Genomic DNA, 26,707 nt, shown 5'->3' with positions numbered 1-26,707 from the left:
AAGGGAGTTTCGCCGGCCACCGGCGACACATCACCACAGAACGGATAATAAGTCGCCGTTTCACACCCCCAGCTGGAACGATCCGGGCATGTCACGAACATTCGAGGAACTGGTCGCCGAGGCCGAGTCGGTCGACGTGTCCGGCTGGGACTTCTCCTGGCTGGACGGACGAGCTCGCGAGGAGCGCCCGTCCTGGGGCTACCAGCGGCTGATGGCCGAGCGGCTGGCGCACGCCACCGCCGCCCTGGACGTCCAGACCGGCGGCGGCGAGGTCCTCGCGGGCGCGTCGAAGCTGCCGCCGCTGGCGGTGGCCACCGAGTCCTGGCCGCCGAACGTCGAGAAGGCCACCCGGCTGCTGCACCCGCGCGGTGTCGTGGTGGTCGCTGACCCGGACGAGCCGCCGCTGCCCTTCGCCGACGACGCCTTCGACCTGGTGACCAGCCGTCACCCGGTGACGGTCTGGTGGGAGGAGATCGCCCGCGTCCTGCGCCCCGGCGGCACCTACCTGTCGCAGCAGGTCGGACCGTCCAGCGTCTTCGAACTGGTCGAGTACTTCCTCGGCCCGCAGCCCGAGAAGGTCCGCCGCGGACGCCACCCCGACGACGCCCGCCAGGCCGCCCAGGCCGCCGGCCTGCGGGTGGTCGACCTGCGCTCGGAGTCGCTGCGCACCGAGTTCAACGACATCGGCGCGGTCGTCTACTTCCTGCGCAAGGTGATCTGGATGGTCCCCGGCTTCACCGTGGACCAGTACCGCGACCGACTGCGGCAGTTGCACGATCTGATCGAGCGCGAAGGCCCTTTTGTCGCGCACACTTCACGATTTCTGATCGAAGCCCGGAGCTGACTTCCCCAAACGTCGCCCCCACCCGGCAAAGGGAATTCCGGCAACTCGCGCAAATGCCCCATCGGCAACTGTTGCGCGAATAGCCGATGGTGAGCGGAAGTCCGCTGTGAAACAATCCGCACGCGGTACGAGGTAGCGCCCCACAAAGGCCTCTCCCCGCCACCGTGATCGAACGGATCCGAACCGATTGCCCTTGGGGGGCATCATCAGAACTCGCATAGGCGCCGTCACCGGCGCCGCAGTGCTCGGCGCTTTCGCGCTTCCGGCCGTCGGAATCGCAGGCGCCTCCGCCGCTCCGACCGACCTGTATGTCAACAACGCCGCGGGCGCCAACTGCTCGGACGCCGGGACCGGCGCCCAGGGCGCGCCGTTCTGCACCGTCTCCGCGGCCGCCAAGGTCGTCCTGCCGGGCCAGACCGTCCACGTCGCACCCGGCCAGTACAACGAGCAGGTCACCCTGACCCGCTCCGGCACCGCCGCCGCGCCGATCACCTTCGAGGGTGCGGCCGTCTCGGGCGGGAAGCCCGGGGACGGGCCAGGTGGCCCGATGGTGGGCCCGGCCTGGGGAGCGGCGGCCGGACACGGCCTGGTGATCTCCGGCGCGCAGTACGTCACGGTCAGCGACCTGCTCTTCCAGTCCCAGGGCACGGGCATCGAGCCCGTCGTGGTCGACAACGCCTCCAACGTCACGCTGCTGCACGTCGCCAACTACGTCGGCGGCACCGTCACGCCCGCGGTCCGGGTGACGAACGGTTCCAGCAAGGTGACCGTCGCCCGCTCCCAGCTGAGCGCCGTCGTCGTCGACCAGGGCGTGACGGACACGGTCCTCAGCACCAACCTGCTGGGCGCCGTGACGGTCCTGGGGTCCCCGGGCACCGTCGTCACCAGCAACACGATCACCAACAACTGCCTGCACGACGGGATCGACCTCGCGGGCGCCTCGACCGGTGCCACGGTCGAGAACAACGTGATCGACACCAGCAACACCAACACGTTCCCGTCGACCGCCTGCGCGGCGGGCGCCACCGACACCGCGCTCTCGGTGTCGGCCGCGGCCGCGAGCACGGCCAAGGTCGACTACAACGTGCTCAGCCCGGTCAGCGGCGGCACCGCCTACGACTGGTCCGGCACGGCGTTCAAGGACCAGGCGTCCTTCACCGCGGCAAGCGGCGGACAGGGCACCCACGACTTCGTCGCCAACCCGGCGATTCCCTACGACGGCAGCCGTCCGGCGATCTCGCCGATCATCGACTCCGCCGACGAGAACGCCCCCGGCGAGCTCCCGGTCGACGCCTGGGACTGGGCCGCCAAGGACGACCCGCTGGTGCCCAACACCGGTACGGGGTCCGGCATCAAGGACCGCGGCGCGCAGGAGAACCAGAGCTTCGGCAGTGTCTACACCCCGACCGGCCCGACCCGCGTGCTGGACACCCGGGACGGCACCGGCGGCAGCCTGGGCGCGGTCAAGGGCGGCGGCACCGTCGACCTCCAGGTCGCGGGCGTCGGTGACGTCCCGGCCAGCGGCGTCACCGCCGTCACGCTCAACGTCACCGTGACGGACCAGACGTCCGACGGCTTCCTGACCGTCTTCCCGCACGGCCAGAGCCTGCCGACCGCGTCCAACCTCAACTGGGTCGCCCACACCACGGTCGCCAACCTGGTCACCGTCCCGGTCGTGGACGGCAAGATCTCCTTCGCCGCCGGCGGCGGTATCGGCAGCACCGACGTGATCGCCGACCTGGCCGGCTACTACAGCGCCAAGGGCAGCATCTTCACGCCCTCCGGCCCGACCCGGATGCTGGACACCCGGGACGGCACCGGCGGCGCCAAGGGCCCGGCCCAGCCCGGCGGTTCGGTCGACCTCCAGATCGCCGGCGCGGCCGGCATCCCGGCCACCGGCGTCACCGCCGTCACGCTCAACGTCACCGTGACGGACCAGACCTCGGCGGGCTTCCTGACCGTCTACCCGCACGGCAACACCCGGCCCACCGCGTCCAACCTCAACTGGGCCACCGGCCGGACCGTCGCCAACCTGGTCACCGTCCCGGTCATCGACGGCAAGGTGTCCTTCGCCACCGGCGGCGGCACCGGAACCGCCGACGTGATCGCCGACCTGGCCGGCTACTACAGCGCCAGCGGCTACACCACGTACTTCCCCGAGGGCCCCTGGCGGGCGATGGACACCCGCGAGGACTTCGGGGGCGGTGAGGGCCCGGCCCGTCCGGCCGGCGCCATCCCGCCCGGCGGGACGCTCGACATCGACTTCTCGGGCGCCGTCGCCACGGCGGTCACCCTGAACGTCACGGTGACCGACCCGAAGGCCGAGGGCTTCCTGACCGTCTACCCGCACGGCCAGGCCCTGCCGACCGCCTCGAACATGAACTGGGTCGCCGGCCAGACCGTCGCCAACCAGGTCGTGGTCCCGGTCAAGGACGGCAAGGTGTCGTTCCACAACAGCAGCTCCGGCAGCATCCAGCTGGTGGTCGACGACTTCGGCCGGCAGAGCTACCAGGGCTGAGCCCGGACAACCGGTGGCCCGCCTCCTCAACCAGGAGGCGGGCCACCGCCGTTCCACCCACGCATTCGCCTGTCCTTGGGGGACACCATCAGAACTCGCATAGGCGCCGTCACCGGCGCCGTCCTGCTCGGCGCGCTGGCACTTCCGGCCGCGGGCCAGTCCGGCGCGGCGGCCGTCGCCACCAATCTCTACGTCAACAACGCTTCGACCGCCCACTGTTCGGACAGCGGCAGCGGCCTTCAGGAGCAGCCCTACTGCACCGTCTCGGCGGCAGCGGCGGCGGTCCTTCCCGGCCAGACCGTGCACATCGCCAAGGGCACGTACCCCGAGCAGGTGAACATCACCCGCTCCGGAACGGCCGACGCCCCGATCACCTTCACCGGCGACCTCTACCCCGGGGAGGAGGTGCAGTCCGCCGCCACCGTCGGCACCAACTCCCCCGGCGGCAGCGCCCGGGCCCTGTCGGTCATCGGCGCCTCGCACGTGCGGATCAGCAACCTCAACCTGGCCGCGACGGACGAGGGGGCACACGTCGAGAACTCCACCGACGTCACCCTGCTGAACGCCACGGTGATGGGGGCCGGGACCTCGACCATGGGTGTCCACGTCACGGGCGCATCCGACGGCGTCACCGTCGGAAGGGTCGACTTCTGGTACATCAGCGGCACGAGCATCGCCGTCGACGGCGGCGCGAAGAACACCGTTCTCACCACCAACCTCGCGAAGTCCGCCATCGCGGTCACCGATGCGCCGGGCACCGTCGTGGTGAGCAACTCCGTCAACGACGGCTGCGGGAACGGCATCGTGCTGGCCGGGGCATCGACCGGTGCCGTTCTGGAGAACAACAGCATCACCGAGCTGAACCTCCCCGGTGTCACGCCCGCCTCCTGCCAAGGCATCCCGAACCCCGCCGTGAGCGTCTCGTCCGGCTCGGTGCAGGGCACCCGGACCGACTACAACATCATCGACACGACCACCGGCCAGACCGCCTACAGCTGGGCCGGTACCGCCTACAGCGACCGCGCCGCCTTCACGGCAGCAACCGCCCAGGGCACGCACGACGCCTTCGCCGACCCGACCGTCCCCCAGTCGGGCGACCGGCACGCCAGGCCGCTCCCGGGGATCGACTCGGCCGACGAGAACGCCCCCGGCGAACTCCCCACCGACATCTACGGCTTCGCGGCCAAGGACGACCCGCTGACGCCCAACACGGGCACCGGCGCGGGCTACCGTGACCGCGGCGCCGTCGAGTTGCAGAACGTCGGCAGCGTCTACACCCCGGTCGGCCCGACCCGTGTGCTGGACACCCGCAACGCGATCGGCGTGCCCACCACGACCCCGCTCGGGTTCGGCCAGGACAACCTCCAGGTGACCGGCGTCAACGGCGTTCCGGCCACCGGCGTCACGGCCGTGACCCTCAACGTCACGGTCACCGCCCCGACTTCGTCCGGCTTCCTGACGGTCTACCCCACCGAAACCGGCTCCTTGTCGTCGAACCTCAACTGGACGGCCGGCGAGACGATCGCCAACCAGGTGACGGTCCCGGTGATCGGCGGCAAGATCGCGTTCCGTCAGGGCGGCGGCAACGGCACGGTCCATGTGATCGCCGACCTGGCGGGCTACTACAGCGCCAGTGGCAGCGTCTTCACCGCCGTCGGCCCGGTGCGCGCGCTGGACACCCGCGCGGGCATCGGCGTACCGACCGGCACCCCGGTCCCCGCCCTCAGTACCGTGGACCTCCAGGTCACCGGCAGGAACGGCGTTCCGGCCACCGGCGTCACAGCGGTGACCCTCAACGTCACGGTCACCGCCCCGACCTCGTCCGGCTTCCTGACCGTCTACCCGCACGGCCAGGCCCTGCCGACCGCCTCCAGCCTCAACTGGACGCCCGGCGAGACGATCCCCAACCTGGTCACCGTCCCGGTCGTCGACGGCAAGGTCTCCTTCTTCAGCGGCGGCGGCAACGGCACCGTGCACATCGTCGCCGACGTGGCCGGCTACTACAGCGCCACCGGTCACAGCACGTTCTACCCGTACCGGCCCGAGCGGCTGTTGGACACCCGCGCGAGCACGCCCGACTACTGCGGCCCGCTCAACGCCAGCCGTCCGGCGGCCGTGGTCGCCCCTGGCGCCACGCTCGACATGGACGTGTGCACCGTGGGGCTGACCTCCCTCACCCTCAATGTGACGGTCACCGACACCGCCGCCGAGGGCTTCCTGACGGTCTACCCGCACGGCCAGAGCCTGCCGACGGCCTCGAACCTGAACTGGACGCCGGGCGAGACCATCGCCAACCAGGTCGTGGTCCCGGTGATCGACGGCAAGGTGTCGTTCCACAACAGCAGCTCCAGCAGCATCGACCTGGTCGTCGACCAGTTCGGCTACCAGGGCCTCTGACCGACCCTCACCACGGACGGCCCGGTCCCCCCACCTGCGGGGGGGCCGGGCCGTCCGTCGTCCGTTCCGGCGGCGGGCGCCGCCTCAGGCCTCGCCCTCGGTGTCCACGTGCGGCATGATCCGGTCCAACCAGCGCGGCAGCCACCAGGCGTGCCGCCCGAGCAGCGTCATCACCGCGGGAACGAGCAGCAGCCGCACCACCGTGGCGTCCACCAGGACGCTGACCGCCAGGCCAAGGCCCAGCATCTTGACCACGATGTTGTTGCTGAGGATGAACGCCGCGAAGACGCTGACCATGATCAGCGCGGCGCAGGTGATCACCCGCGCGGTGATCTCCAGCCCGTGCGCGACACTGCCCTTGCTGTCCCGGGTCCGCAGCCAGGCCTCGTGCACCCGGGAGAGCAGGAAGACCTCGTAGTCCATGCTCAGCCCGAAGACGATGGCGAACATCATCATCGGCACATAGCTCTCGATCGGCACCTTCCCGGAGACCCCGAGCGCGGGACCGCCCCAGCCCCACTGGAAGACCGCGACCACCACACCGTAGGAGGCCGCGATCGACAGCAGGTTGAGCACGGCGGCCTTGACCGCCACCAGCAGGCCGCGGAACACCATCAGGATGATCAGGAAGGCCAGTCCGACCACCACCGCGATGATCAACGGGAGCCGCGCGGCGATCAGTTCGAGGAAGTCCTCCTGGGCCGCGGTCGTCCCGGTCAGGTAGGTCTCGGCGCCGGTTCCCGCCACCGCCTGCGGCAGCACGTCGTCCTTGAGGTGGTTGAACAGCCGGGTGGTGGTCGCGTCCTGCGGCCGGCCGGTGGAGATCGCGGTGCCGATCAGCACCTGCCCGTCGCTGGTGGGCTGCAACGGGCTGATGCTCGCGGCGTCGGGCACGCCGGTGAGCGCCGTCTGGAGCTTGCCGGCGAGCGCCGCGCGGTCGGCGGACGGCACCGCGCTCTGGTCGACCACCACGGTGAGCGGTCCGTTGGCCCCCGGTCCGAAGCCCTGGGAGATCAGGTCGAACGCCCGGCGGTCGGTGAAGCTGGTCGGGTCGGCGCCGTCGTCGATGTGCCCGAGTCTGATCGAGAAGAGCGGGATCGCCAGGATCCCCACCACCACCAGGCCGCCGACCAGGAACCACCACGGCCGGTGCTCCACCCGCTGGGCGTACCGGTGCCAGCCGCCCTTCTCCATGGAGCCGGGCGCCGAGCCGCCCTCGGCGACCGGCGGCCGGACCTGGAGGCGGTCGATCCGCCGGCCGACCAGGCCGAGCAGGGCCGGCACCAGGGTGAGCGCGCCGAGCACCGCGGTGACCACGGTGACCGCGGCGGCGGCGCCCAGCTTGCCGATGAAGCTGACCCGGGAGACGTACAGCCCGGCCAGCGCGACGACCACCGTGCAGCCGGAGACCAGCACCGCGCGCCCGCTGGTCGCCACCGCCCGGCCGGCCCCGGTCACCGGGTCGTCCCCGTCGATCAGCTTCTGCCGGTGCCGGGTGATCAGGAAGAGGGCGTAGTCGATGCCCACCCCGAGGCCGATCATGGTCGCCAGTGTCGGCGACACGCTGGCGAAGGTGAAGGCGATCGCCAACAGGCTCAGGCAACTCAGTCCGACGATCACACTGATCAGCGCGGTGACCAGCGGCAGTCCGGCGGCGATCACACTGCCGAACCCGATCAGCAGCACCACGATGGCGACGGCGAACCCGATCCCCTCGCTGGTCAGGTCACCGGCCTTGGGCCGGGCCAGCTCGCCGAGCGGCCCGCCGTACTCGACCTGGACGCCGGCGGCCCGGACCGGCGCCACCGCGTCGTCGATCCCGGTGAGGTAGGAGTGGCCCAGCGAGGTGGGGTTGGTGTCGAAGCGGACGGTGATGTAGGCGGTCTTCCCGTCCGCCGAGACCGCGCCGGCCGGGGGCGGCGAAGTCTGCGACGGCGACGGCAGCGGGTCCACCGCGGCCAGCACGTGCGGGAGTTTCTGCAGCGAGGCGACCGCCTGGCCGACCTGGTCCTCGACGTCGGTGAGCGGGCCCTGGGCGTCGTGCATGACGATCTGGGCGCTGATCCCGCCGGTGCTCGGGGCGTGCGCGCTGAGCACCTCCAGGCCTTGGTGCGACTGGGTGCCGGGCAGCGAGAAGTCGTCGGAGTAGGTCCCGCCCACGGTGTTCTGCAGCACGTGCAGACCGGCGAGGGCGACCAGCCACAGGACGATGACCACGACGAAGTGGCGCGCGCACCACTCGCCCAGGGCGCGCAGCCCGCGCACCCTGTCCGCAGTCGGCGCCGCGTCGGCTCTCCCGCCGTTCGACGAGGTCATCTGCGTCCTCTCAAGAGTTGTGGTGATGTGTGAACGGACCTGCTCCCCTCTTTCCGTGCCGGTGCGGTGGATCAGCCGGGCACCCTCCACTGCTGCGCGGCGGTGCCGTTGCAGTCCCAGATCCGCAGCTTGGTCCCGCTCGTGGAGTCGCTGCTCGGGACGTCCAGGCAGCGGCCGGACGGCGGGTTGAGCAGCGGCCCGTCGGCCCGCGGCCACCACTGCTGGGCGCCCGTGCCGTTGCAGGTCCAGAGCTGCACCTTGGTACCGGCGGCCACATCGCTGCCGCTGATGTCCAGGCACTTGCCCAGCGCCTGCAACGTCCCGTCCGGGGCCACCGTCCAGCGCTGTGAGGCGGTGCCGTTGCAGTCCCAGAGCTGAACGGCGGTGCCGTCGGTGGTCTTGCCGGCCTCGACGTCCAGGCACTTGCCGGCCAGGCCGGTGACCGGGCCGCTGTGCGGGTCGGCCGGGCCGACGTCGAAGGACGGCGGCGCGTCCTGGCGGGCGTGGCCCCAGGCGGGGTCGGGGTCGGCGGCCAACGTGTACTCCAGCGTGCCGCCGGAGGTGACCAGCGCCTCGTCCGTCCAGGGGCGTTGCGAGTCCGCGCCGTCGACGCGCAGCCCGCGCACGTACCGGACGGTGTCCGAGGCGCCCGGCGCGCTGACGTCGATCGAGACCCCGTTGCCGCGGGTGATCGTGATCTGCGGGAAGAGCGGGCTGGCAAGCACCAGTTCGGCACGGCCCGGGACCTGCGGGTACATGCCGAGCGAGGCCCACACCACCCAGGAGGACATCTCGCCGAGGTCGTCGTTGCCGGGTTCGCCGTCGGGAAGGTCCGAGAACAACGAGGTCAGCACCCGCCGCACCACGTCCTGCGTGCGGTCCGGGCGGCCCGCGTAGTCGTACGCCCAGGGGGTGTTGAAGGAGGGCTCGTTGCCCATGTACGCGTAGGGCGCGTTCGGGCCGGCGTCGAACTGCTGGAAGAAGGAGTCCAGTCGGCCGGTCACCACGCCGTCGCCACCGATCGCGTCGAAGAGGCCGCGGTGGTTGTAGGGGACCATCCAGGTGTACTGCGCGCTGTCGCCCTCGACGAAGCCGTCCTGCCAGGTGGGGTCGAAGTTGGGCCAGCTGTGGTCGGCGTTGCGCGGCTGGATGTAGTGGCTGGTGGTGTTGAAGAGGTTGCGCCAGTTCGCCGAGCGGCGCAGGAAGGCGTCATGGGTGTCGGCGTCGCCGATCCGCCCGGCCAGCTGGGCGAGGGCGAAGTCGGAACTGGCGTACTCCAGCGTGTCGGAGGCCGTCCACTGCTCCTGGTCGGTGCCGACCGCGACGAACCCCTCCGCGTCGTACGGCGCGAGGCCGCCGCGCTCGCGCGCGTCCCGGGTGCCGGCCACCGCGCGGCGGACCAGGTCGGCGGCGTCGAAGTCGGTCCCGCCGAACGCGCTGATGTCGGAGGCGATGATCGGCAGCGGGTCGCCGATCATCACGGCAGTGGGGCCGTTCGCCAGCGTCCAGCGGTCGAAGTAGCCGGCCCGGGCGCCCTGGTCGAGCACCGACCGGGCGATGTCCGAGGCCTGTTGCGGCGCCAGCAGGGCGAGCAGCTGGACCTGCGAGCGGTAGACGTCCCAGCCGGAGAAGTCCGCGTACTGGACGTGCCCGGCGGCGGTGGTGTGCACCGCGCCGTCGAAGCCCGGGTAGCGGCCGTCCACGTCGCTCAGCACGCTGGGGTGCAGCGTCGCGTGGTACAGCGCGGTGTAGAAGGTGCGTAGTTCCTTCTGGTTGTCGCCGGCCACCGCGATCCGGCCGAGCATGTCGTTCCAGCCGGCCCGGCTCGCGGCCTTCACCTGGTCGAAGCTGTTCCCGCCCTGCTCGGCGGTGAGGTTGGCCCAGGCGTTGTCGGCGCTGACGAAGGAGAGGCCGACCTTGGCCGTCACCGAGCGGTTGGCGCTGGTGTCGAAGGAGACCAGCGCCATCGCGTTCGAGGCGCTCTCCGCCAGCTCGGGGTGGACCGGGCGGGCCTGCCGCCGCTGGGCGCCCGTGCTCCCGCCGACGCCCTCGGTCGGCTTGTCGGGCTGCGAGGCCACCCCTTCGGTGTGCCCGCTCGCGGTCTTCCGGGTGGTGTCCAGGGTTCCGTCGGAGACGATGCCGGAGCTGCTGAACGGACGGTCGAACACGGCGGTGAAGTAGATCCGGTAGTGATTGCCGGTTCCGCAGAAGCCGCCGCTGTCGGTGTAGCCGGAGACCCGGTCCGAGCCGATCGTCACCGATCCCGAGGCGCTGTTGAACGCCTTGCCCGCGTCGATGGTGAGCGAGGCCGTCTGCCCCGCCGGGTAGCTGAACCGGGCGATGCCCGAGCGCTGGGTGGCGGCCAGCTCGGTGGTCACGCCGTTGTCGAAGGTGACCGCGTAGGCCCCCGGGGAGGCCGACTCGTGGGCGTGGCTGAAAGTGGAGTGGCCCACCGGGGCACTGCCCAGCACCGGCATGAAGGGGATGTTGCCGTAGTCGCCACAGCCGGCCCCCGAGATGTGGGTGAGGCTGAATCCGCGGATCCGCTGGTCGTTGTACTGGTAGCCGCCGTGCTGGTAGTCGACGGTGTCCGGGCTCCACTGGACCATGCCCAGCGGCGCGGTGGCACCCGGGAACGTGTTGCCCGCGCCACCGCCGTTCCCGAAGTCCGGGGACCCCTGCTTGGTGCCGACGAACGGGTTGACGTACTGGGCCGGGTCACTGACAGTGGTGCGGACCGCGCGGCCGCCACCCGCCGACGCGGCCCCGGCGGGTGCGGCGACCGACCCGGCCAGCAGGGCGGCACAGGCCGTCAGTGCGATCGTGGCCAGCCGCCCAGTCGTGACAATCTGACGAGCACTCATATACTCATCGTGACGGCCTCGCCCCGACAGTCCGGCCATGACAGGCTCACAGTCACCCATCCGGCCGATCCGGCCTAGAGTTTCAGGACTGACCCGGCAGGGAGGGGAACGATCATGGCGGACATCGACGGGCCGCACGGCGCAACCCAGCGCGCTGCGGCGTCCGGCGGCACCGAGAGCGCCGAAGCGCTCCTGATCGGGGAGGCCCGCAAGGCGTTCTTCGTGATGTTCGGGTTCCTCTGCCTGATCTGGGCGATCCAGCTCGGCAACTGGTCGGACAGCGGGCTCCTGGTGCAGCGCTTCGGCATCCTCGCCCACCAGCCGGACCGACTGCCGGAGGTGTTCACCGCGCCCTTCCTGCACGTCAGCTGGCAGCACCTGGAGGGCAACTCCGGCCCGCTCTTCGTCTTCGGCTTCCTGGCGGCCTACCGTGGGGTCAAGAAGTTCCTCGCACTCACCCTGCTGATCGCCCTGACCAGCGGACTGGCGGTCTGGGTCTTCGAGCGCGGCGACGTCGTGACGGTCGGCGCCAGCGGGCTGATCTTCGGCTACTTCGGCTACGTGGTGCTGCGCGGCTTCTTCGACCGCCACCTGATCGACAGCCTGATCGGCCTGGTGATGGGCGCCTCGTTCGCCTACCTGGTCACCGAGGCCGTCCCGGGGACGCCGGGGGTCAGCTGGCTCGCCCACCTCGGCGGCCTGACCGGCGGCCTCGCCGGAGCCTGGCTGTTCCGCGAGCGCGGTACCCGTACGCCGCGCGAACCGCGCGCCCCCAAGGGCCCGCGCGAGGGCCGCACGAAGAACGCGGCGCTCCCGACGCAGTCCACGCCGGCCGCGGGCTCCCGCGCCGACCTGCTGAAGGAGCTCGACGACCTGGGTCTCTGAGCCCACACAGGTATAGACCAACCCGGAGCAGACGGCTACCGTGGGCCCCCTGCCCCCTCCAGCCCCCTCTGCTCCGGAGCCGCGCCGTGCAGTCCTCCGTCCTCGCTTTCGCCACCGACCTGATCGACGAGGGGGCGGACGGTTTCTTCGGCAACCTCACCGACCGGGCCGGCGTCGGCGCGGTCACCCTCGCCTCGGTCTACCACGAGGCCCGGGACGTCTTCCCGCACAACCCGCACCGGGTGATCCGCTATCTGGAGCCCGGCGCGGCGTACTTCCAGCCCGACCCGGCCCGCTGGGCCGGCCGCCGGCTGGTGCCCCGGGCCGCCGCGGTGATCGGCGCGCGCGACCCGTTCGCCGAGGCCTCGGAGGAGACCCGCCGGCGCGGCCTCAAACTGCACGCCTGGACCGTCTTCTGCCACAACGACCGGCTCGGCTTCCAGCACCCCGACTGCTCCCCCGCCAACGCCTTCGGGGACCGCCACCTCACCGAGCTCTGCCCCGCCAACCCGGAGGTCCGCGCCTACGCCGGCACGCTGGTGGACGAACTGGCCCGGTACGGCGTCGACGCGATCCGCGCCGAGTCGCTGCACTTCCACGGCCTGCGGCACGGCTACCACCACGAGCGCTACTTCGAGAAGCTCGGCCCGGTGACCGAGGCGCTGCTCGGGATCTGCTTCTGCCCGCACTGCCTGGCCACGGCCGACGCGCTGGGCGTACCGGCCGCCGAGGTCCGCCGGTTCGTCGCCGCGGAGATCCGCCGCCGGCTGGCCGACGACCAGGCCGCCACCGAACCCGCCGCCCTGGACCAGCTCGCGAACGGCGCACTGGCCGCCTACGTCGACGCGGGGACCACCACCGTCACCTCGCTCACCGCCGAGCTGGCCGAGCGGGCCCGGCGGCACGGCATGCGGCTGACCTTCATGGACGGCAGCGGCCCCGGCGCCGGCTGGCTCTCCGGCATCGACCTGCCCGCGCTGGCCGCCACCGGCGTCCAGATCGAGACGCTCGGCTACGCCAAGACCCCGGAGGCGGTCCGCGAGAAGGTCGCCGCGTTCGCCCTGCACGGCGTCCGGCCGGCCAACCTGGCGGTGATCCTGCGTCCGATGGCGCAGGACTGCGACGGTCCGGCCAACCTGGCCGCGAAGATCGCCGTGCTGCGGGAGCTGGGCGTCCCCGAGGTCGAGTTCTACAACTACGGGCTGATGCGGCTGTCCTCGATGGACCGGATCGGCGCCGCCCTGCGCGGCTAGGCCGTAAAGCGCTAGCGGCGCCGCTTGGCGGTGCCGAAGAGGTTGCGGGAGATCTCCCGGCCCAGCTGGGTGCCGGCCGAGCGGGCGAAGGACTTCAACGTCGGGTTGGCGAGCAGCGAGCCGAGCAGCCCGCCCGCCTCCGGGTGCTCCTTCTCCTTCTCCTTCTCCTTGGGCTGCCCCTGCTCCTTCTCCTTGGGCTGCTCCACCGCACCCGCGGACCCGGCCGCCAGCTTCTCGTATGCCGACTCCCGGTCGACGGCGTCCCGGTAGCGGGCGTTCAGCGGCGAGGCATCCACCGCCGCCGCCAGCACGTCCGGGGCGACCGGCCCCATCAGCGACTGCGGCGCGCGCAGCCGGGTCACCGCCACCGGCGTCGGCGCGCCCTTCTCGGAGAGCACCGTCACCACCGCCTCGCCCGTCCCGAGCTGGGTCAGCACCTGCGCCAGGTCGTAGCCGGACCGGGGGAAGGTCGAGACGGTCGCCTTGAGCGCCTTGGCGTCGTCCGGCGTGAAGGCCCGCAGCGCGTGCTGCACCCGGTTGCCCAGCTGGGCCAGCACATCGGCCGGGACGTCCTTGGGCGTCTGGGTGACGAAGAAGATCCCGACCGCCTTCGAGCGGATCAGCCGGACGGTCTGGGTGATCGCCTCCAGGAAGGCCTTCGACGCGCCCTTGAAGAGCAGGTGCGCCTCGTCGAAGAAGAAGACGAGCTTGGGCTTCTCCGGGTCGCCGACCTCCGGCAGCCCCTGGTAGAGGTCGGCGAGCAGCCACATCAGGAAGGTGGAGAAGAGCCGCGGCCGGTCCTGGACGGCGGGCAGTTCGAGGACCGAGACCACCCCGCGCCCGTCCTCCCGAACGCGCAGAAGCTCGGCGGTGTCGAACTCCGGTTCGCCGAAGAACGCCTCCGCCCCCTCCGCCGCCAGCAGGGCGAGCGAACGCAGGATCACCCCGGCCGTCGCGGCGGAGAGCCCGCCGATCCCCTTCAGCTCCTCCTTGCCCTGCGGCGAGGTGAGCAGCGAGATCACCGCGCTGAGGTCCTTGAGGTCGTAGAGCTCCAGGCCGTGCTTGTCGGCATAGAGGAAGACCAGCCCGAGGGAGGCCTCCTGGGTCTCGTTCAGGTCGAGCACCTTGGCGAGGAGCAGCGGGCCGAAGCTGGTGACGGTGGCTCGGATCGGGATGCCGGCGCCCTGTCCGCCGAGCGAGTAGAACTCGACCGGACAGCCCTGCGGCGTCCACTGCTGCCCGACCTCGGCGGCCCGGGCCGCCGTCCGCTCGCTCGGCTCGCCGGGCGCGGAGATCCCCGAGACGTCCCCCTTGACGTCCGCGAGGAAGACCGGGACGCCCTGGGCGGAGAGTTGTTCGGCGATCAGCTGGAGGGTCTTGGTCTTGCCCGTCCCGGTGGCCCCGGCGACCAGCCCGTGCCGGTTCAGGGCGCCGAGCGGGATCCGGACCTGCGCGGCCGGGTACGCGGTACCGTCCTGGATCGCCGCGCCGAGGTCGAGGGCGGGACCGTTGAACGCGTAACCGGTCGCGATCTCCTGGACGGGGGCGGGGACGGTGCTGGGGTTCGGTTGCTCGGGCATCCCGCGCTCCTCCTGGTGTGACATTCACCATCAAACCGTCGTAATCTCCCATTCCGAACGTTCGGAAGGCGCTGCGGCACACCGGTGCTTCGTCCACTGTTCGCGACATAGACGCAGGTCGGACACCCGGAGCGGAACGAGGGGCGCCGAGCTTGCTGTGCCACGCCCCGCCGGAACGGTAGGCTTTCCGTGTGATCTTCAAGCGCATCGGCAACGGGCGGCCGTACCCGGATCACGGCCGGACCAGCACCCGCCAGTGGGCGGACGTCGCCCCTCGCCCGGTGCGACTGGACCAGCTGGTGACCACCAAGGGCCAGTTGGATCTGGAAACTCTCCTGGCCGAGGATTCGACCTTCTACGGGGACCTCTTCGCCCACGTGGTGAAGTGGCACGGGGACCTGTACCTGGAGGACGGGCTGCACCGCGCGGTGCGCGCCGCCCTGCAGCAGCGTCAGGTGCTGCACGCCCGCGTGCTCGAAATGGAATAGCTCCGCCGCCCTCCCCTCCTCCCCACACTTCCCTCCTCGCAACGCGGTCCTCATGGCGAATCTCCATGGGGACCGTCCCATAGGCGCCCCACCCGGCCCGGGGACGGCCGTTCGGGGGAGTCGGCTGACTGCTCCTCACCCGGACGGGGTGACGGACAGGTCGTCAGTACACCCTTTCGAGTGTCCCTATGCGCCAAATGATGATCATTTATTACCTTCATGTCGCAAACCGGACTAGGCTGCTGACCACGGCAGCGCCACGCTCCGGGTTTCCGGATTCTCCGCCTCGGTGGCCCCCTTTCCCACCCGCCACCAAGGCTGCCCTTCCATCAAGGGGAGACAGACTGTGAGCATGTTGACCCCCCAGGGTTTGAAGGGGAAGCAGTTCCGGGTCACCGGCACCAGCTACCCGCGGCTGGGCCCGCCGCCTCGGCGCGGTCGGCGGATCATGATGGTCGTCAGCTCGACGCTCGCCCTCGCGCTGATCGCGCTGGGCGGGGTGCAGCTGGTCGGCATCTTCACCGGCAAGGCCAAGCACGGCGCCGCGCAGGCCTGTGCGTCGGCGAAGCCCTCGGGCAAGCCGCTGGCCGCCCCGGTCGCCGCCACCGGCCCGGCCTCGGCCGCCGCCTCTGCCGCCTCCCCCTCGGCGGCCGCGTCCGGCGCGACGGAAGGGGCCTCCCCGGCCGTCTCCGCCGCACCGCTGCCGGTCGCCGCGGCGAGCGCCATCCCCCAGCCGCAGACCGTCACGGTGAACGTCTACAACGCCACCGACAAGGCCGGCCTGGCCGCCAAGACCGCCGACGAGCTGAAGAAGCGCGGCTTCACCGTCGGCAAGGTCGGCAACGCCCCCTCCGCCCTGGACAAGAAGCTGCCCGGCACCGCCGAACTGATCGCCGGACCGGCCGGCATCGGCGCGGCCACCCTGCTCGGCTCACAGGTCGCCGGCGCCGCCTCGATGGCCGACACCCGGACCGACGCCAGCGTCGACTTCGTGGTCGGCGACGCGTACACCGCCCTGCTCGACCCAACCGCCGCGGCCACCGCGCTGGCCGACGCGCTCAAGCCCTCGGCGGCAGCCTCCCCGGGGCCCGGGAGCTGCTGACCCGCACGACCCGTGGCTGAGGGCCCCTGCTCCGCGGAGCAGGGGCCCTCAGCCGTGTCCGTTCCCTGCGGGCTCAGCCCGCGGTGCCGTAGAGGCGGTCCCCGGCGTCGCCGAGGCCCGGCACGATGTAGCCGTTCTCGTTCAGGCGCTCGTCCAGCGCGGCGGTGACCACCGTGACCGGCTGCGCCGCCAGTTCCTTCTCCAGCACCTCGATGCCCTCGGGCGCCGCCAGCAGCACCACGGCGGTCACGTCGGTGGCGCCGCGCTCGATCAGCAGCCGGATCGCGGCGACCAGCGTGCCGCCGGTGGCCAGCATCGGGTCCAGCACGTACACCTGACGGCCGGAGAGGTCGTCCGGCATCCGGGTGGCGTACGTGGAGGCCTCCAGGGTCTCCTCGTTGCGCACCATGCCCAGGAAACCGACCTCGGCGGTCGGCAGCAGCCGGGTCATGCCGTCCAGCATGCCGAGGCCGGCCCGCAGGATCGGCACCACCAGCGGGCGCGGGTAGCTGAGCCGGGTGCCGAGCGTGACCGCGACCGGGGTGGTGATCTCGACCTCGTCGGTCCGCACGTCCCGAGTGGCCTCATACGCCAGCAGGGTGACCAGCTCGTCGGTGAGACGACGGAAGGTCGGTGAGTCGGTGCGCTCATCGCGCAGCGTGGAGAGCTTGTGGGCCACCAGGGGGTGGTCGACGACGTGGATCCGCATGGTCCCGAGCCTAGCCGCGCCTGGACACCCGTACGACCGCCGCGCCCGCACTCGTCCACACCGGTCCGTACTGGTCCGCACACCTGTCGTCCCTCGGGTCTCCACAGGTGCCACGACTCTCCTGTGGTATCAATCCGGGACTTCTGGGAAGGTCAGACCGTATGAAGAGGAACCCGGGCCCGGTCGACGGACCCCCCGAGGAGCCCACCGGCCAGGCGCGCGCCGCACCGTCCGAGACGGAGGCGCAACGCCGCCGGCGGCGGGCCGTGTTCCTGCGCGAGCTCGCCGAGGCCCGCGAACTGCGGGCCAGGGTGCAGCCGAGGAAGACCAAGGAACGCCGGATGCGCGAGGCGTTGCGCATGCGGACCTTCCGGATCTGACGTCCCGCGCGCCACTCCCGCGCGCCACCCCGGGCCCGCCGCGCCGCCCCGATCCCGCGATTCCGACACGACCTGCAAAGACGCGCTGCCGAACACCCCCCGCAAGGCCGGGCTTTCTGTCACGATTCCCGATGGGACGGTCCGAACAGCGGACCGCCTCTGGTGCGGGGGCGGCCAGACCGCGTTCGCCCGAGATCGCCTACGGCCGAGACCATTTGGGAGTGTCCCTGGTGGCGTACTTCGCTGCAGTGCTTGCTCGCACCGAGGACGGGTGGGATGTGAGCGAGACCGAGTTGGACAGTGTCGAAACTCTTGCCGATCTTGCCGACCTGGCACGCGAAGCGGCAGAGGACGACAACACCGTGCTGGTGTTCATCGAGCAGGAGGACGCGTGGTTCGCCGTCGTCCGGGTGGACGGCGAGGAGGATCCACGGATCTTCGTGTCGGACGCCGCGGCTGCCGCCCGCAGCTCCTACGGGGACGTCGTCCTCACCGAGGAGCTGGTCGGACGGGCCGGCGACAGTGAGTTCGACGACCTCGACAACCTCGTCGCCGAACTGGAGGAGAGCGACGACGCCGAGTCGAACGCCGACTCCGAGGAGGACGACGAGGACGACGGTCCGGTCACCGGCCCCGGTGGGGTACCGGTCGGACCGCTCGGCGACGCCGAGCTGCTGAGCGAGTTCGGGATCTCCGGCCCCGAACTCCTGGGCCTCAGCGGCGAGGGCGCCGAGCCCGGCGAGGCGCTCAGCGAGATCGCCGACGCGCTGGGCTGCGCCGAGGTCCTGGAGGCGGTGCGCTGAGGGCAGGCGGGGTCGGGGCCGGGTTCCGGGTGGCCGACACTGGTGGAATGCAGCCCCACCCCGCCCTCGCCCCACTCCCGGCCCCCGTGCGCCCCGACCCGGTACGCGACCGCTGGACGGCCTCCATGCGCCTCGCCATCGCCGAGGCCGCCCTGGCGCTGCCCACCGGCGACGTCCCGGTCGGTGCGCTGCTCCTGGGCCCCGACGGCACCGTCCTCGGCCGCGGCCACAACGAGCGAGAGGCCGTCGCCGACCCGACCGCCCACGCCGAGATCCAGGCCATCCGACAGGCAGCCGCCGCCGTCGGAGAGTGGCGCCTGAGCGGCTGCACCCTCGTCGTCACCCTGGAACCCTGCACCATGTGCGCCGGCGCCATCGTCCTGTCCCGCATCGACCGCGTCGTCTACGGCGCCCTCGACCCCAAGGCCGGCGCCGCCGGCTCGCTCTTCGACGTGATGCGCGACCGCCGCCTCAACCACCGCCCCGAGGTCATCCCCGGCGTCCTCGCCGACGCCTGCGCCGCCCAGCTCCGCACCTTCTTCGACACCCACCGCTGACCCCGCCCCCACAACGGATTTCCTCCCCGCCCGACCCGTCCGGTAGAGTCTCCCTCGGTAGCGTGTCCGAGCGGCCAAAGGAGCACGCCTCGAAAGCGTGTGTGGGGGCAACTTCACCGTGGGTTCGAATCCCACCGCTACCGCCAGCTAGCAGCACGACGAAGGGCCCCGACCTGAGACGGTCGGGGCCCTTCGTACGAGCGGAAGCTCGACACGTACGTCCAGATAAAGCTGAGGATGGACGGAGGGGGGAGCGGCCCCGGGGGGACAGAGGCCGCTCCCCCGCGGAGACGTCCCACAACCGGAGCCGCGTCGGGGGGAAGCCGCGGCACCGGTCCCACAGCGGGGAAGCTCCGGATCCACGTACCGGTGATTCCTGCCAGATCCCCGGTACGACATCCATCCTGCTCCCACGGGCGGGACCCGGCATCCGGGTAAAGGGCACCTGCCCCTGGGACCTTCGTCCCAACAGGTGAACGCGTTGCAGACCTCCGTTGCGCCGTCCGGTGGATAAGCTGCGCCTGAGACAGGGCCGAAAGGGCGTACGCCGGAGGAAGCAGGGCGGTTCGATGGCACAGGCAAGGAAGCTCGGCATGTACCTGCTGCTGATTTTCGTGGGCTACACGATCATCCACTCCCCCGCACGCGCGGCGGAGTTGGTCCAGTCGGGTTTCGTGGGCGTCTCGGACGCCGCCAAGTCGGTGGGCGCGTTCATGACCGGCTTGATCAAGTAACCGGCCGGGCAGCGGCGATCAGGGGGTGGACGGCTCGGCCCGCCGCCGCGGGCGCGGGCTACCGTGGCGGGGTCCGTCAGCACCGTCACCCTCATCACCGCTAGGAGCGCCATCGTGATCCGGCACCTGGTCCTGTTCAAGCTCAACGAAGGCATCGCCAAGGACGACGAGCGCGCACTCGCCGCCGCCAAGGGCTTCGAGGGCCTCGACCAGCAGATTCCCGAGCTGCTGGAGTGGCAGATCGGCTGGAACATCAGCCCGCGCGACGTCGCCTACGACTTCGCGCTCAACAGCCTGGTCGCCGACGCCGCCGCCCTGGAGGCCTACGCCACCCATCCGGCCCATGTCGTGGTAGCCAAGCAGTGGCGGGAGATCGCCACCCTCGTGGTCGCCGACTTCGAGGTCTGATCCGGGCACCAGCCCGTAGATCGCACCCGCACGACCCAACGGCCCCCCGCCCCACCGCTGCCTCCCCTCGGAGCCGCGCCCGGGACGGGGGGCCGTGCCGCGCCCGGCCGGGCTCGTCCGACTGGCCGTCAGCCCGCCACCCCCGCCGCCAACACGCCTCGGTGCGGTGCTTGAAGGAACTGCGCCCGGCTTGTGATGCTATGACCGATTTCGCCGGGCACAACAGGGTGGTGAACCGAGGAGGATGACACGTCCGTGCGGATCCAGGACGGTACGCCGGACACCGGCATGAGCAGGACCAGTGGCACCGGCGACGGTACGACCAGCACGCCCGAGGCCACCGGCTCGACCGGCACCACCGGTACGACGACCACGACCGGCGCGGGCACCGTGGTCGAGCAGGAAGAGGACGCCGAGACCGCGAGCGGCCTGCCGGGCCGCCCGATCGACGTCCGCACGCTGACCCGGGTGCTCTTCGAGCGCCTCTCCGAGCTGCCGCCCGACGCGCCGGAGCGGGAGCAGGTCCGGGCGGCGCTGATCGAGGTGAACATCCCCCTGGTGCGCTACGCCGCCACCCGGTTCCGCAGCCGCAACGAGCCCATGGAGGACGTCGTCCAGGTCGGCACGATCGGCCTGATCAACGCGATCGACCGGTTCGACCCGCACCGCGGCGTGCAGTTCCCGACCTACGCGCTGCCCACCATCCTCGGCGAGATCAAGCGCTACTTCCGCGACAACGTCCGGACCATGCACGTGCCGCGCCGGCTCCAGGAGCTCTGGGTGCAGGTCAGCGGCGCCATGGAGGAGCTGACCGTGACGCACGGCCGCACCCCCAAGGTGCCGGAGATCGCCGCCAACCTGCGGATCCCCGAGGAGGACGTCCGGGCTTGCCTGGACGCCGGCCGCGCCTACAGCGCCGCCTCGCTGGAGGCCGCCCAGGAGCACGAGGGCGGCCTGGCGCTGCTCGACCGGCTGGGCTACGAGGACTCCGCGCTGACCGACGTCGAGCACCGCGACATGGTGCGGCACCTGCTGGTGCAGCTGCCCGAGCGCGAGCGGCGGATCGTCATGCTGCGGTTCTTCGCCAACCTGACGCAGTCCCAGATCAGCACCGAACTGGGGATGTCCCAGATGCACGTCTCCCGGCTGCTCACCCGGATCCTGACCCGGCTACGGACCGGCAACGACTGGGAGGAGTGAGCGCGGCGGTCACGGAGCGTACATTGCTGCGTGCTACCGCCACGTGACATCTTGCGACGTTCGGGTTTGCCGGGGACCGTGATCCGGTATTCAAGCGGTGGGGGGCGTCGGCAACTCGGCGCGCACCGGGGATGTGCCGAGCGGCGGATCCCGTCGGAGACACCACGAGGGGGTGGGTGCATGTCCGCAGAGCTGGGCAGCGCAGAGATCCACGGCAGCACGGCGGTCGCCGAGCACGCTCCGCAGGAGCACGCCTCGACCGTCGGGGCCACCGTGCCCACCACGCCCGTCGTGTCCGTCGCGCTCCCGGCGCCGCGTCAGCAGCCGGCCCTCGGGCCCGGCCTGGACACCCGCACCCTCTCCCGTTCGCTCTTCCGCCGGCTCGCCACCCTCACCGCGGGCAGCGACGAGCACACCTACGTCCGCGACACCCTGATCGAGCTCAACCTGCCGCTGGTGCGGTACGCCTCCGCCCGCTTCCGCAGCCGCAACGAGCCGATGGAGGACATCGTCCAGGTCGGCACGATCGGCCTGATCAAGGCGATCGACCGGTTCGACCCGGAGCGCGGCGTGGAGTTCCCGACCTTCGCGATGCCCACCGTGGTGGGCGAGATCAAGCGCTTCTTCCGGGACACCAGCTGGTCGGTCCGGGTGCCGCGGCGGCTGCAGGAGCTGCGGCTGGCGCTCACCAAGGCCGGGGACGAGCTGTCCCAGCGGCTGGACCGCTCGCCCACCGTCGCCGAGCTGGCCGTCTGCCTGGGCGTCAGCGAGGAGGACGTGGTCGAGGGCCTGGCCGTCGGCAACGCGTACACCGCCAGCTCGCTCGACTCCAGCCCCGGCGAGGAGGACGGCGACGGCCCGCTCGCCGAGCGGCTCGGGTACGAGGACCTCGCCCTGGAGGGCGTCGAGTACCGCGAGTCGCTCAAGCCGCTGCTGGCCAAGCTGCCGCCGCGCGAGCGCCGGATCATCATGCTGCGCTTCTTCGGCAACCTGACCCAGTCGCAGATCGGCGAGGAGATCGGCATCTCCCAGATGCACGTCTCCCGGCTGCTCACCAAGACCCTCACCCAGCTGCGCGAGGGCCTGATCAGCGAGGCCTGAGCCGCTCCAGCTCTACGGGCGGGTGCCGATCACCACGGTCGCGTACAGCTCGTCCGAGCCGACCACGCGCGGGAGCAGGCCGTGCCGGGCGAAGGCCTGCGCGGTGTGCGGGGCCTGGCGCTCGCTGGTCTCGATCAGCAGGTGGCCGCCGGGGGCCAGCCAGTCGGCCGCCTGGGCGGTCACCCGGCGCTGCACGTCGAGGCCGTCGGCGCCACCGTCGAGGGCGACCAGCGGCTCGTGCAGCCGGGCCTCGGGCGGGAGCAGCCCGATCTCGTCGGTGGGCACATAGGGCGCGTTGGCGACCAGGACGTCGATCCGCCCGCGCAGCGCGGCGGGCAGCGGCGCGTAGAGATCGCCTTCGTGGACCCGGTCGCCGCCGGCGAGGTTGCGTCGGGCGCAGCGCACCGCGGCGGGGTCGATGTCGGCGGCGTGCAGCTCGGGCCGGTCCAGGACCGCGAGCAACGCGGCGCCGACCGCGCCGGAACCGCAGCAGAGGTCGACGACGACGGCGCCCGGCCCGGCGAGTGCGGCCGCCTGGCCGACCAGGAACTCGGTGCGCCGCCGGGGGACGAAGACCCCGGGTTCGACGATGATCCGCAGGCCGCAGAACTCCGCCCAGCCGAGTACCTGTTCGAGCGGCAGGCCGTCGACCCGCCGGTCCACCATGGCGGTGAGCTCGGCGGGGTCGCGGGCGGTGGAGAGCAGCAGCCGCGCCTCGTCCTCGGCGAAGACACAACCGGCGGCGCGGAGCCTGCCGACGAGGGCGGGAAGCGGGAGAAGTGCGGGGGAAACCGACATGGGAAACCTTTCGGAACGCCTCTGGGCGCTCCCGCGGTCTCGCACCTATGCCTGGTGGACCGCGTGGTCGTGAAAGCGGAGCGCCCGACCTGATACAGCGGTAATCGGACTCACCTCCTCGGTTGCACGACTCGTGACGGGCCCACTGTAGCGGCTGGCGTCAGTCGTCCAGCAGGTTTTTGCGCAGCCCGGCCAGCACGGTGTCGTCGAGCCCGAGACCGGTGCGCCAGAAGGCATCGAAGGTCGGCCAGCCGGCGGCGACCTCCTCGTAGGCGGCCTCAAGATAGCGGCGGTCGGCGCGGAAGAGCGGGAGCAGCAGCGAGGGGTTCTGCATCAGGCCGCGGGTGCCGAAGCTCTCGACGATCTGCTCGATCAGCGCCCCCGAGCGGACGTTGGTCAGCAGGTAGTCCTCGTAGACGGTCTCCAGGTCGACGCCGAGGACGGTGAGCAGCAGCGCCGCCGTCCAGCCGGTGCGGTCCTTGCCGGCCGTGCAGTGGAAGAGCAGCGGGGTGCCGTCGGGTGCCGCCAGCAGGCGCAGCACGGTGGCGAACCGCTCGCGGGCGACCGGGTCGGTGACGAACCAGCGGTAGAGGCCGATCATCATCTCGGCGGCCCTGCCGTCGCCGAGCAGGTCGTGCTGCTTGACCGGGTCGCGGTCGGCGAGGGCGTCCCGAAGTGCGACGTAGATGTCGAAGTCGGCGGCGAAGACCGGCAGGTGGTGCAGGGTGATGCCGTCGGGGGAGGTGCGCTGCACGGTGACCGGCTGGGCGGAGAGTTCGGCGGCCGCGATGTCGGCGACGGGCAGTCCGGGGACCCTGTCGGGACCGGCCTCGCGGACCTCGTCCAGGCTGCGCAGGTCCACGATCTGGCGCAGTCCGAGCCCGCCGAGCAGCTCCACGTCCTCTTCACCGAGACGGTTCAGTCCGTCACTGCGCAGAGCGACGCCGTTGCGCAGCACCCGGCCGTCGGCTGTCCGGTAACCCCCCAGATCACGGGCGTTCACGGCACCCCGCAAACCCAGGCTTCGGGCGGAAAGTTCGTCGGCGGCCGTGCTCGGCTGCTCAGTCACAGTGGTTCCTCCTGGATTATCGGACAACGGAGTTGCGCAAAGGGGGGGTAAGTCACTTTGGCCCCTTCCTTCAGTCGCATCTATCAGACAAGGGTACGAACCTGTACGTCGAGTGAGCGCCCTTCACATGAGCCGGGCACTCTTGACGCTGTGCACGTCATATTCCTGCAGGTGACGTGCTTGTGGGGCAGAACATGTCATGGACTTGCAAAATCCTGCTCCCTTAAGTCTTCCCTAACTCACAGTTAGTGCCTAACATGGCGCCCGCGTGAACATATGTGACAGATTCGAGGTCCTCTCACCCGTTTGGCGGCATGGCCGGGTATTTCTGCCCCACCATGGTCGCAAGTGAACCGCAGCGATTTTCGTGCGGCACGGGGGACGCGAAAATGATCATCCGGGGCGGACGTCGGGGTCGTCTGCCCTGCTCAGGGGAGGAACACCGAACTATGGGTCGAGCGACCCGTCGCGCTGCCGCCTGCGCGGCAGCCGGTCTGCTGGCAGCCGGTCTGCAGACCGTGACCGCGCACGCCGCGGCACAGAACCGAATCGACCTCACCGTGCTGGTGGTGGACGACGGTGGCCCTGCCACCGCCGCCATCGCAGCGGAACTGACGAGTGAGGGCACCCCGTACACCACGGTGAAGCTCTCGGACCCGAACCGTCCGACGATCAACGCCGCCTTCCTCAGCGACACCGTGAACGGCGCCCCCCGGGCGAAGTTCGAGGGCGTCGTGCTGCCCAACGACAACCCCTTCGGCACCGGCTCCGCCGAGATGACCGCGCTCGCCACCTACGAGGCGACCTTCGGCATCCGGCAGATCGACGCCTACACCTATGCCCAGCCCTCGGTCGGTCTGAACTGGGCTCAGAACCCCGGCTACATCGGAACCCTGGACGGCACCCAGGGCGGCGTCACCGCCGCCGGCACCGCGGGCCCGTTCGGCTACCTGAAGGGGAACGTCCCCTTCGAGGACAACGACCCCAACGTCAGCGAGAGTTACGGCTACCTCGCCACCCCGCTGACCACCCTGCCCGCCGGTTCGTCGTTCACTCCCCTGGTGGACGCGCCGATCCCGGGAAGCACCTCGCGCGGTTCGCTGGTGGGCGAGTACGCCCACGACAACCGCCGGGAACTGGTCGTCACCTTCGTCTACAACCAGTACCAGCAGCAGTTCCGGCTGCTGGCGCGCGGCATGGTGGACTGGGTGACGCAGGGCGTTCACCTCGGCTACGACCAGAACTACTTCGCGGTCCACTCCGACGACCTCTTCCTGTCGGACGACCGCTGGAGCAGCACCCTCAAGTGCACCCCGGGCGACGTCACCTGCCCGCCCAACACCAGTCCGGACGAGAACCCGATCCGGATGACCCCGTCCGACGTGGACACCCTGGTGGCGTGGGAGCAGGCCAACAACTTCACCATCGACTTCGCGTTCAACGGTGGCGGCAGTGCGGACTGGGAGTCGGACAACAACACGACGACCGACCCGCTGCTGACGAAGTTCCTGGCCGACCAGTCGTCGTTCCGGTTCATCAACCACACCTGGGACCACCCGTTCCTGGGCTGCCAGCAGGACGTCACCGTCGTGCCGTGGAAGTGCCAGACCGACGCCGGCGGCAACGACGTGTGGGTCAGCGAAGCCACCATCCAGAGCGAGATCCAGCAGAACATCACCTGGGCGCAGCAGCAGGGGCTGAAGTTCGACCCCGCCGCGCTGATCACCGGTGAGCACTCGGGCCTGGTCACGCTGCCCCAGCAGCCGACCGACAACCCGAACCTCGCCCCGGCGCTGGCCGCCGCGGGCATCAAGTTCACCGGCAGCGACGCGTCCCGCGAGCCGGCCCAGCGTCTGGTCGGCTCCACGCTGACCGTCCCGCGGTACCCGATGAACGTCTTCTACAACGCGAGCACCGCCGCGTCGGAGACCGACGAGTACAACTGGATCTACACCAGCAAGGCCAACGGCGGCAGCGGTCTCTGCGAGACCTCGGGCAACTCCACCTGCCTGTCGGCCCCGCTGGACGAGGCCACCGGTTACACCTCGTACATCGTGCCGCTGGAGACCCGGATCGACCTCGGCCACGTGCTGAACAACGACCCGCGGCCGCACTTCATCCACCAGTCCAACTTCGCCGAGGGTCAGATCGCCTACCCGGCCCTGACCAGCATCCTGAACACCTACAAGGGGCTGTACAACACCAACACCCCCCTGGTGAACATGAGCGAGACCGCCATCGGCACCGAGCTGCAGAAGCGTGCCGCCTGGGCCGGCGCCGTCTCAGGCGGCCAGGTCACCGGCTACCGGATCGGCAACACCGTGACGGTCAGCGCGCCCTCGGGCGTGCAGATCGAGGCGACCATGCCGACCGGCACCACGCAGAAGCAGCTGCTCGGCAGCACGGCCTTCGGGGCCCCGTACGCGGGCACCCTCTCCGGCTGGGCCTCCCCGGGCGCGTTCCAGGGTTCCGTCACGCTCACCCTGAGCGCGGCGAACACCCCGAGCGGAGCCGCTGTCGTCAAGGCGAACACCGTCAAGATCGCGCCTGCCGCGCCGAAGGCCGTCGTGCCCCAGGGCGTCCTCAAGGCGGTCCCGGCCGGTCCGGGAGACACCAAGCGGAGCAAGGGCAAGTCCCTCGTTCCGAGCAGCAGCAAGTAGTGGACACCGGCCGGCTGCCACCCGCCGCCGGCCGGTGAACA

At 71.0% G+C, this 26,707-nt stretch carries 21 protein-coding genes and 1 tRNA gene; 16 read left to right on the top strand and 6 right to left on the bottom strand.

Going from position 1 to position 26,707, the window contains the following annotated elements; genetic code table 11:
• The first annotated feature begins 88 nt into the window (after window positions 1-88).
• The 3 genes from BS80_RS21545 (at window position 89) to BS80_RS21535 (ending at window position 5,759) form a co-directional block, all read left to right on the top strand.
• Window positions 89-844, top strand: coding sequence for a class I SAM-dependent methyltransferase (locus tag BS80_RS21545; RefSeq protein ID WP_035799745.1), 756 nt, complete (start codon window positions 89-91; stop codon window positions 842-844).
• Window positions 845-1,085: 241 nt separating this feature from the next.
• Window positions 1,086-3,362, top strand: a complete 2,277-nt coding sequence (locus BS80_RS21540; protein WP_035799736.1) for a DUF1565 domain-containing protein — start codon at window positions 1,086-1,088, stop codon at window positions 3,360-3,362.
• 75 nt (window positions 3,363-3,437) lie between these two features.
• A complete protein-coding gene (locus tag BS80_RS21535; RefSeq protein WP_035799734.1) occupies window positions 3,438-5,759 on the top strand; it encodes a right-handed parallel beta-helix repeat-containing protein in 2,322 nt (773 codons plus the stop codon).
• 84 nt (window positions 5,760-5,843) lie between these two features.
• Here BS80_RS21535 and BS80_RS21530 read toward each other — a convergent pair whose 3' ends face one another.
• Together BS80_RS21530 and BS80_RS21525 are read right to left on the bottom strand one after the other, a co-directional pair.
• On the bottom strand, window positions 5,844-8,075 hold the full coding sequence (locus BS80_RS21530; RefSeq protein WP_083975019.1) for an MMPL family transporter: 2,232 nt from the start codon (window positions 8,073-8,075) through the stop codon (window positions 5,844-5,846).
• Between the two features lie 71 nt (window positions 8,076-8,146).
• Complete coding sequence (locus tag BS80_RS21525; protein WP_083975017.1) at window positions 8,147-10,939, bottom strand: lectin; 2,793 nt, start codon at window positions 10,937-10,939, stop codon at window positions 8,147-8,149.
• A 114-nt stretch (window positions 10,940-11,053) separates the two neighbouring features.
• Here BS80_RS21525 and BS80_RS21520 point away from each other — a divergent pair, with 114 nt between their 5' ends.
• Complete coding sequence (locus BS80_RS21520) at window positions 11,054-11,824, top strand: rhomboid family intramembrane serine protease (protein WP_083975015.1); 771 nt, start codon at window positions 11,054-11,056, stop codon at window positions 11,822-11,824.
• A gap of 86 nt (window positions 11,825-11,910) precedes the next feature.
• Window positions 11,911-13,077: a glycoside hydrolase family 10 protein gene (locus BS80_RS21515; RefSeq protein WP_035799731.1), complete on the top strand. Its 1,167-nt coding sequence runs from the start codon at window positions 11,911-11,913 to the stop codon at window positions 13,075-13,077.
• 11 nt (window positions 13,078-13,088) lie between these two features.
• Here BS80_RS21515 and BS80_RS21510 read toward each other — a convergent pair whose 3' ends face one another.
• A complete protein-coding gene (locus BS80_RS21510) occupies window positions 13,089-14,657 on the bottom strand; it encodes a helicase HerA-like domain-containing protein (protein WP_035799729.1) in 1,569 nt (522 codons plus the stop codon).
• Between the two features lie 191 nt (window positions 14,658-14,848).
• On the opposite strand from BS80_RS21510, the gene BS80_RS21505 reads away from it, so the two are divergent.
• Window positions 14,849-15,145, top strand: a complete 297-nt coding sequence (locus tag BS80_RS21505; protein ID WP_030061387.1) for a type II toxin-antitoxin system VapB family antitoxin — start codon at window positions 14,849-14,851, stop codon at window positions 15,143-15,145.
• Window positions 15,146-15,497: 352 nt separating this feature from the next.
• Window positions 15,498-16,247, top strand: a complete 750-nt coding sequence (locus tag BS80_RS21500) for a LytR C-terminal domain-containing protein (protein WP_232246555.1) — start codon at window positions 15,498-15,500, stop codon at window positions 16,245-16,247.
• A 73-nt stretch (window positions 16,248-16,320) separates the two neighbouring features.
• Here BS80_RS21500 and upp read toward each other — a convergent pair whose 3' ends face one another.
• On the bottom strand, window positions 16,321-16,956 hold the full coding sequence (gene upp, locus BS80_RS21495; protein ID WP_035799724.1) for a uracil phosphoribosyltransferase: 636 nt from the start codon (window positions 16,954-16,956) through the stop codon (window positions 16,321-16,323).
• Between the two features lie 161 nt (window positions 16,957-17,117).
• Here upp and BS80_RS21490 point away from each other — a divergent pair, with 161 nt between their 5' ends.
• The 8 genes from BS80_RS21490 (at window position 17,118) to BS80_RS21460 (ending at window position 22,139) form a co-directional block, all read left to right on the top strand.
• The gene (locus BS80_RS21490; protein ID WP_035799722.1) at window positions 17,118-17,336 is read left to right on the top strand and encodes a hypothetical protein; all 219 of its coding nucleotides are present in this window, start codon (window positions 17,118-17,120) and stop codon (window positions 17,334-17,336) included.
• 278 nt (window positions 17,337-17,614) lie between these two features.
• A complete protein-coding gene (locus BS80_RS21485) occupies window positions 17,615-18,139 on the top strand; it encodes a tRNA adenosine deaminase-associated protein (RefSeq protein WP_232246554.1) in 525 nt (174 codons plus the stop codon).
• A gap of 47 nt (window positions 18,140-18,186) precedes the next feature.
• Window positions 18,187-18,696, top strand: a complete 510-nt coding sequence (gene tadA / locus BS80_RS21480) for a tRNA adenosine(34) deaminase TadA (RefSeq protein ID WP_083975012.1) — start codon at window positions 18,187-18,189, stop codon at window positions 18,694-18,696.
• Window positions 18,697-18,752: 56 nt separating this feature from the next.
• Window positions 18,753-18,842, top strand: a tRNA-Ser gene (locus BS80_RS21475).
• 423 nt (window positions 18,843-19,265) lie between these two features.
• Entirely contained in the window at window positions 19,266-19,430 is a 165-nt protein-coding gene (locus tag BS80_RS41955) for a hypothetical protein (protein WP_198045571.1), read from the top strand.
• A 114-nt stretch (window positions 19,431-19,544) separates the two neighbouring features.
• Window positions 19,545-19,838 carry a Dabb family protein gene (locus BS80_RS21470; protein ID WP_035799716.1) on the top strand — a complete coding sequence of 98 codons (294 nt, stop codon included), beginning with the start codon at window positions 19,545-19,547 and terminating at the stop codon, window positions 19,836-19,838.
• Window positions 19,839-20,093: 255 nt separating this feature from the next.
• A complete protein-coding gene (locus tag BS80_RS21465) occupies window positions 20,094-21,038 on the top strand; it encodes an RNA polymerase sigma factor SigF (RefSeq protein ID WP_232246553.1) in 945 nt (314 codons plus the stop codon).
• Between the two features lie 180 nt (window positions 21,039-21,218).
• The gene (locus BS80_RS21460; RefSeq protein WP_035799713.1) at window positions 21,219-22,139 is read left to right on the top strand and encodes an RNA polymerase sigma factor SigF; all 921 of its coding nucleotides are present in this window, start codon (window positions 21,219-21,221) and stop codon (window positions 22,137-22,139) included.
• A gap of 12 nt (window positions 22,140-22,151) precedes the next feature.
• Here BS80_RS21460 and BS80_RS21455 read toward each other — a convergent pair whose 3' ends face one another.
• Window positions 22,152-22,937, bottom strand: a complete 786-nt coding sequence (locus tag BS80_RS21455) for a putative protein N(5)-glutamine methyltransferase (RefSeq protein WP_035799711.1) — start codon at window positions 22,935-22,937, stop codon at window positions 22,152-22,154.
• Between the two features lie 160 nt (window positions 22,938-23,097).
• Window positions 23,098-24,006 carry a tyrosine-protein phosphatase gene (locus BS80_RS21450; protein ID WP_051966875.1) on the bottom strand — a complete coding sequence of 303 codons (909 nt, stop codon included), beginning with the start codon at window positions 24,004-24,006 and terminating at the stop codon, window positions 23,098-23,100.
• Between the two features lie 449 nt (window positions 24,007-24,455).
• Here BS80_RS21450 and BS80_RS21445 point away from each other — a divergent pair, with 449 nt between their 5' ends.
• Window positions 24,456-26,666, top strand: a complete 2,211-nt coding sequence (locus tag BS80_RS21445; RefSeq protein ID WP_035799709.1) for a hypothetical protein — start codon at window positions 24,456-24,458, stop codon at window positions 26,664-26,666.
• The last annotated feature ends 41 nt before the right edge of the window (window positions 26,667-26,707 follow it).

Source organism: Kitasatospora mediocidica KCTC 9733 (assembly GCF_000744225.1).
In the GTDB taxonomy this organism is placed as follows: Bacteria; Actinomycetota; Actinomycetes; order Streptomycetales; family Streptomycetaceae; genus Kitasatospora; species Kitasatospora mediocidica.
Note: the sequence above shows the minus strand (reverse complement) of the source record. Positions and strands in the feature narration are given on the sequence as shown.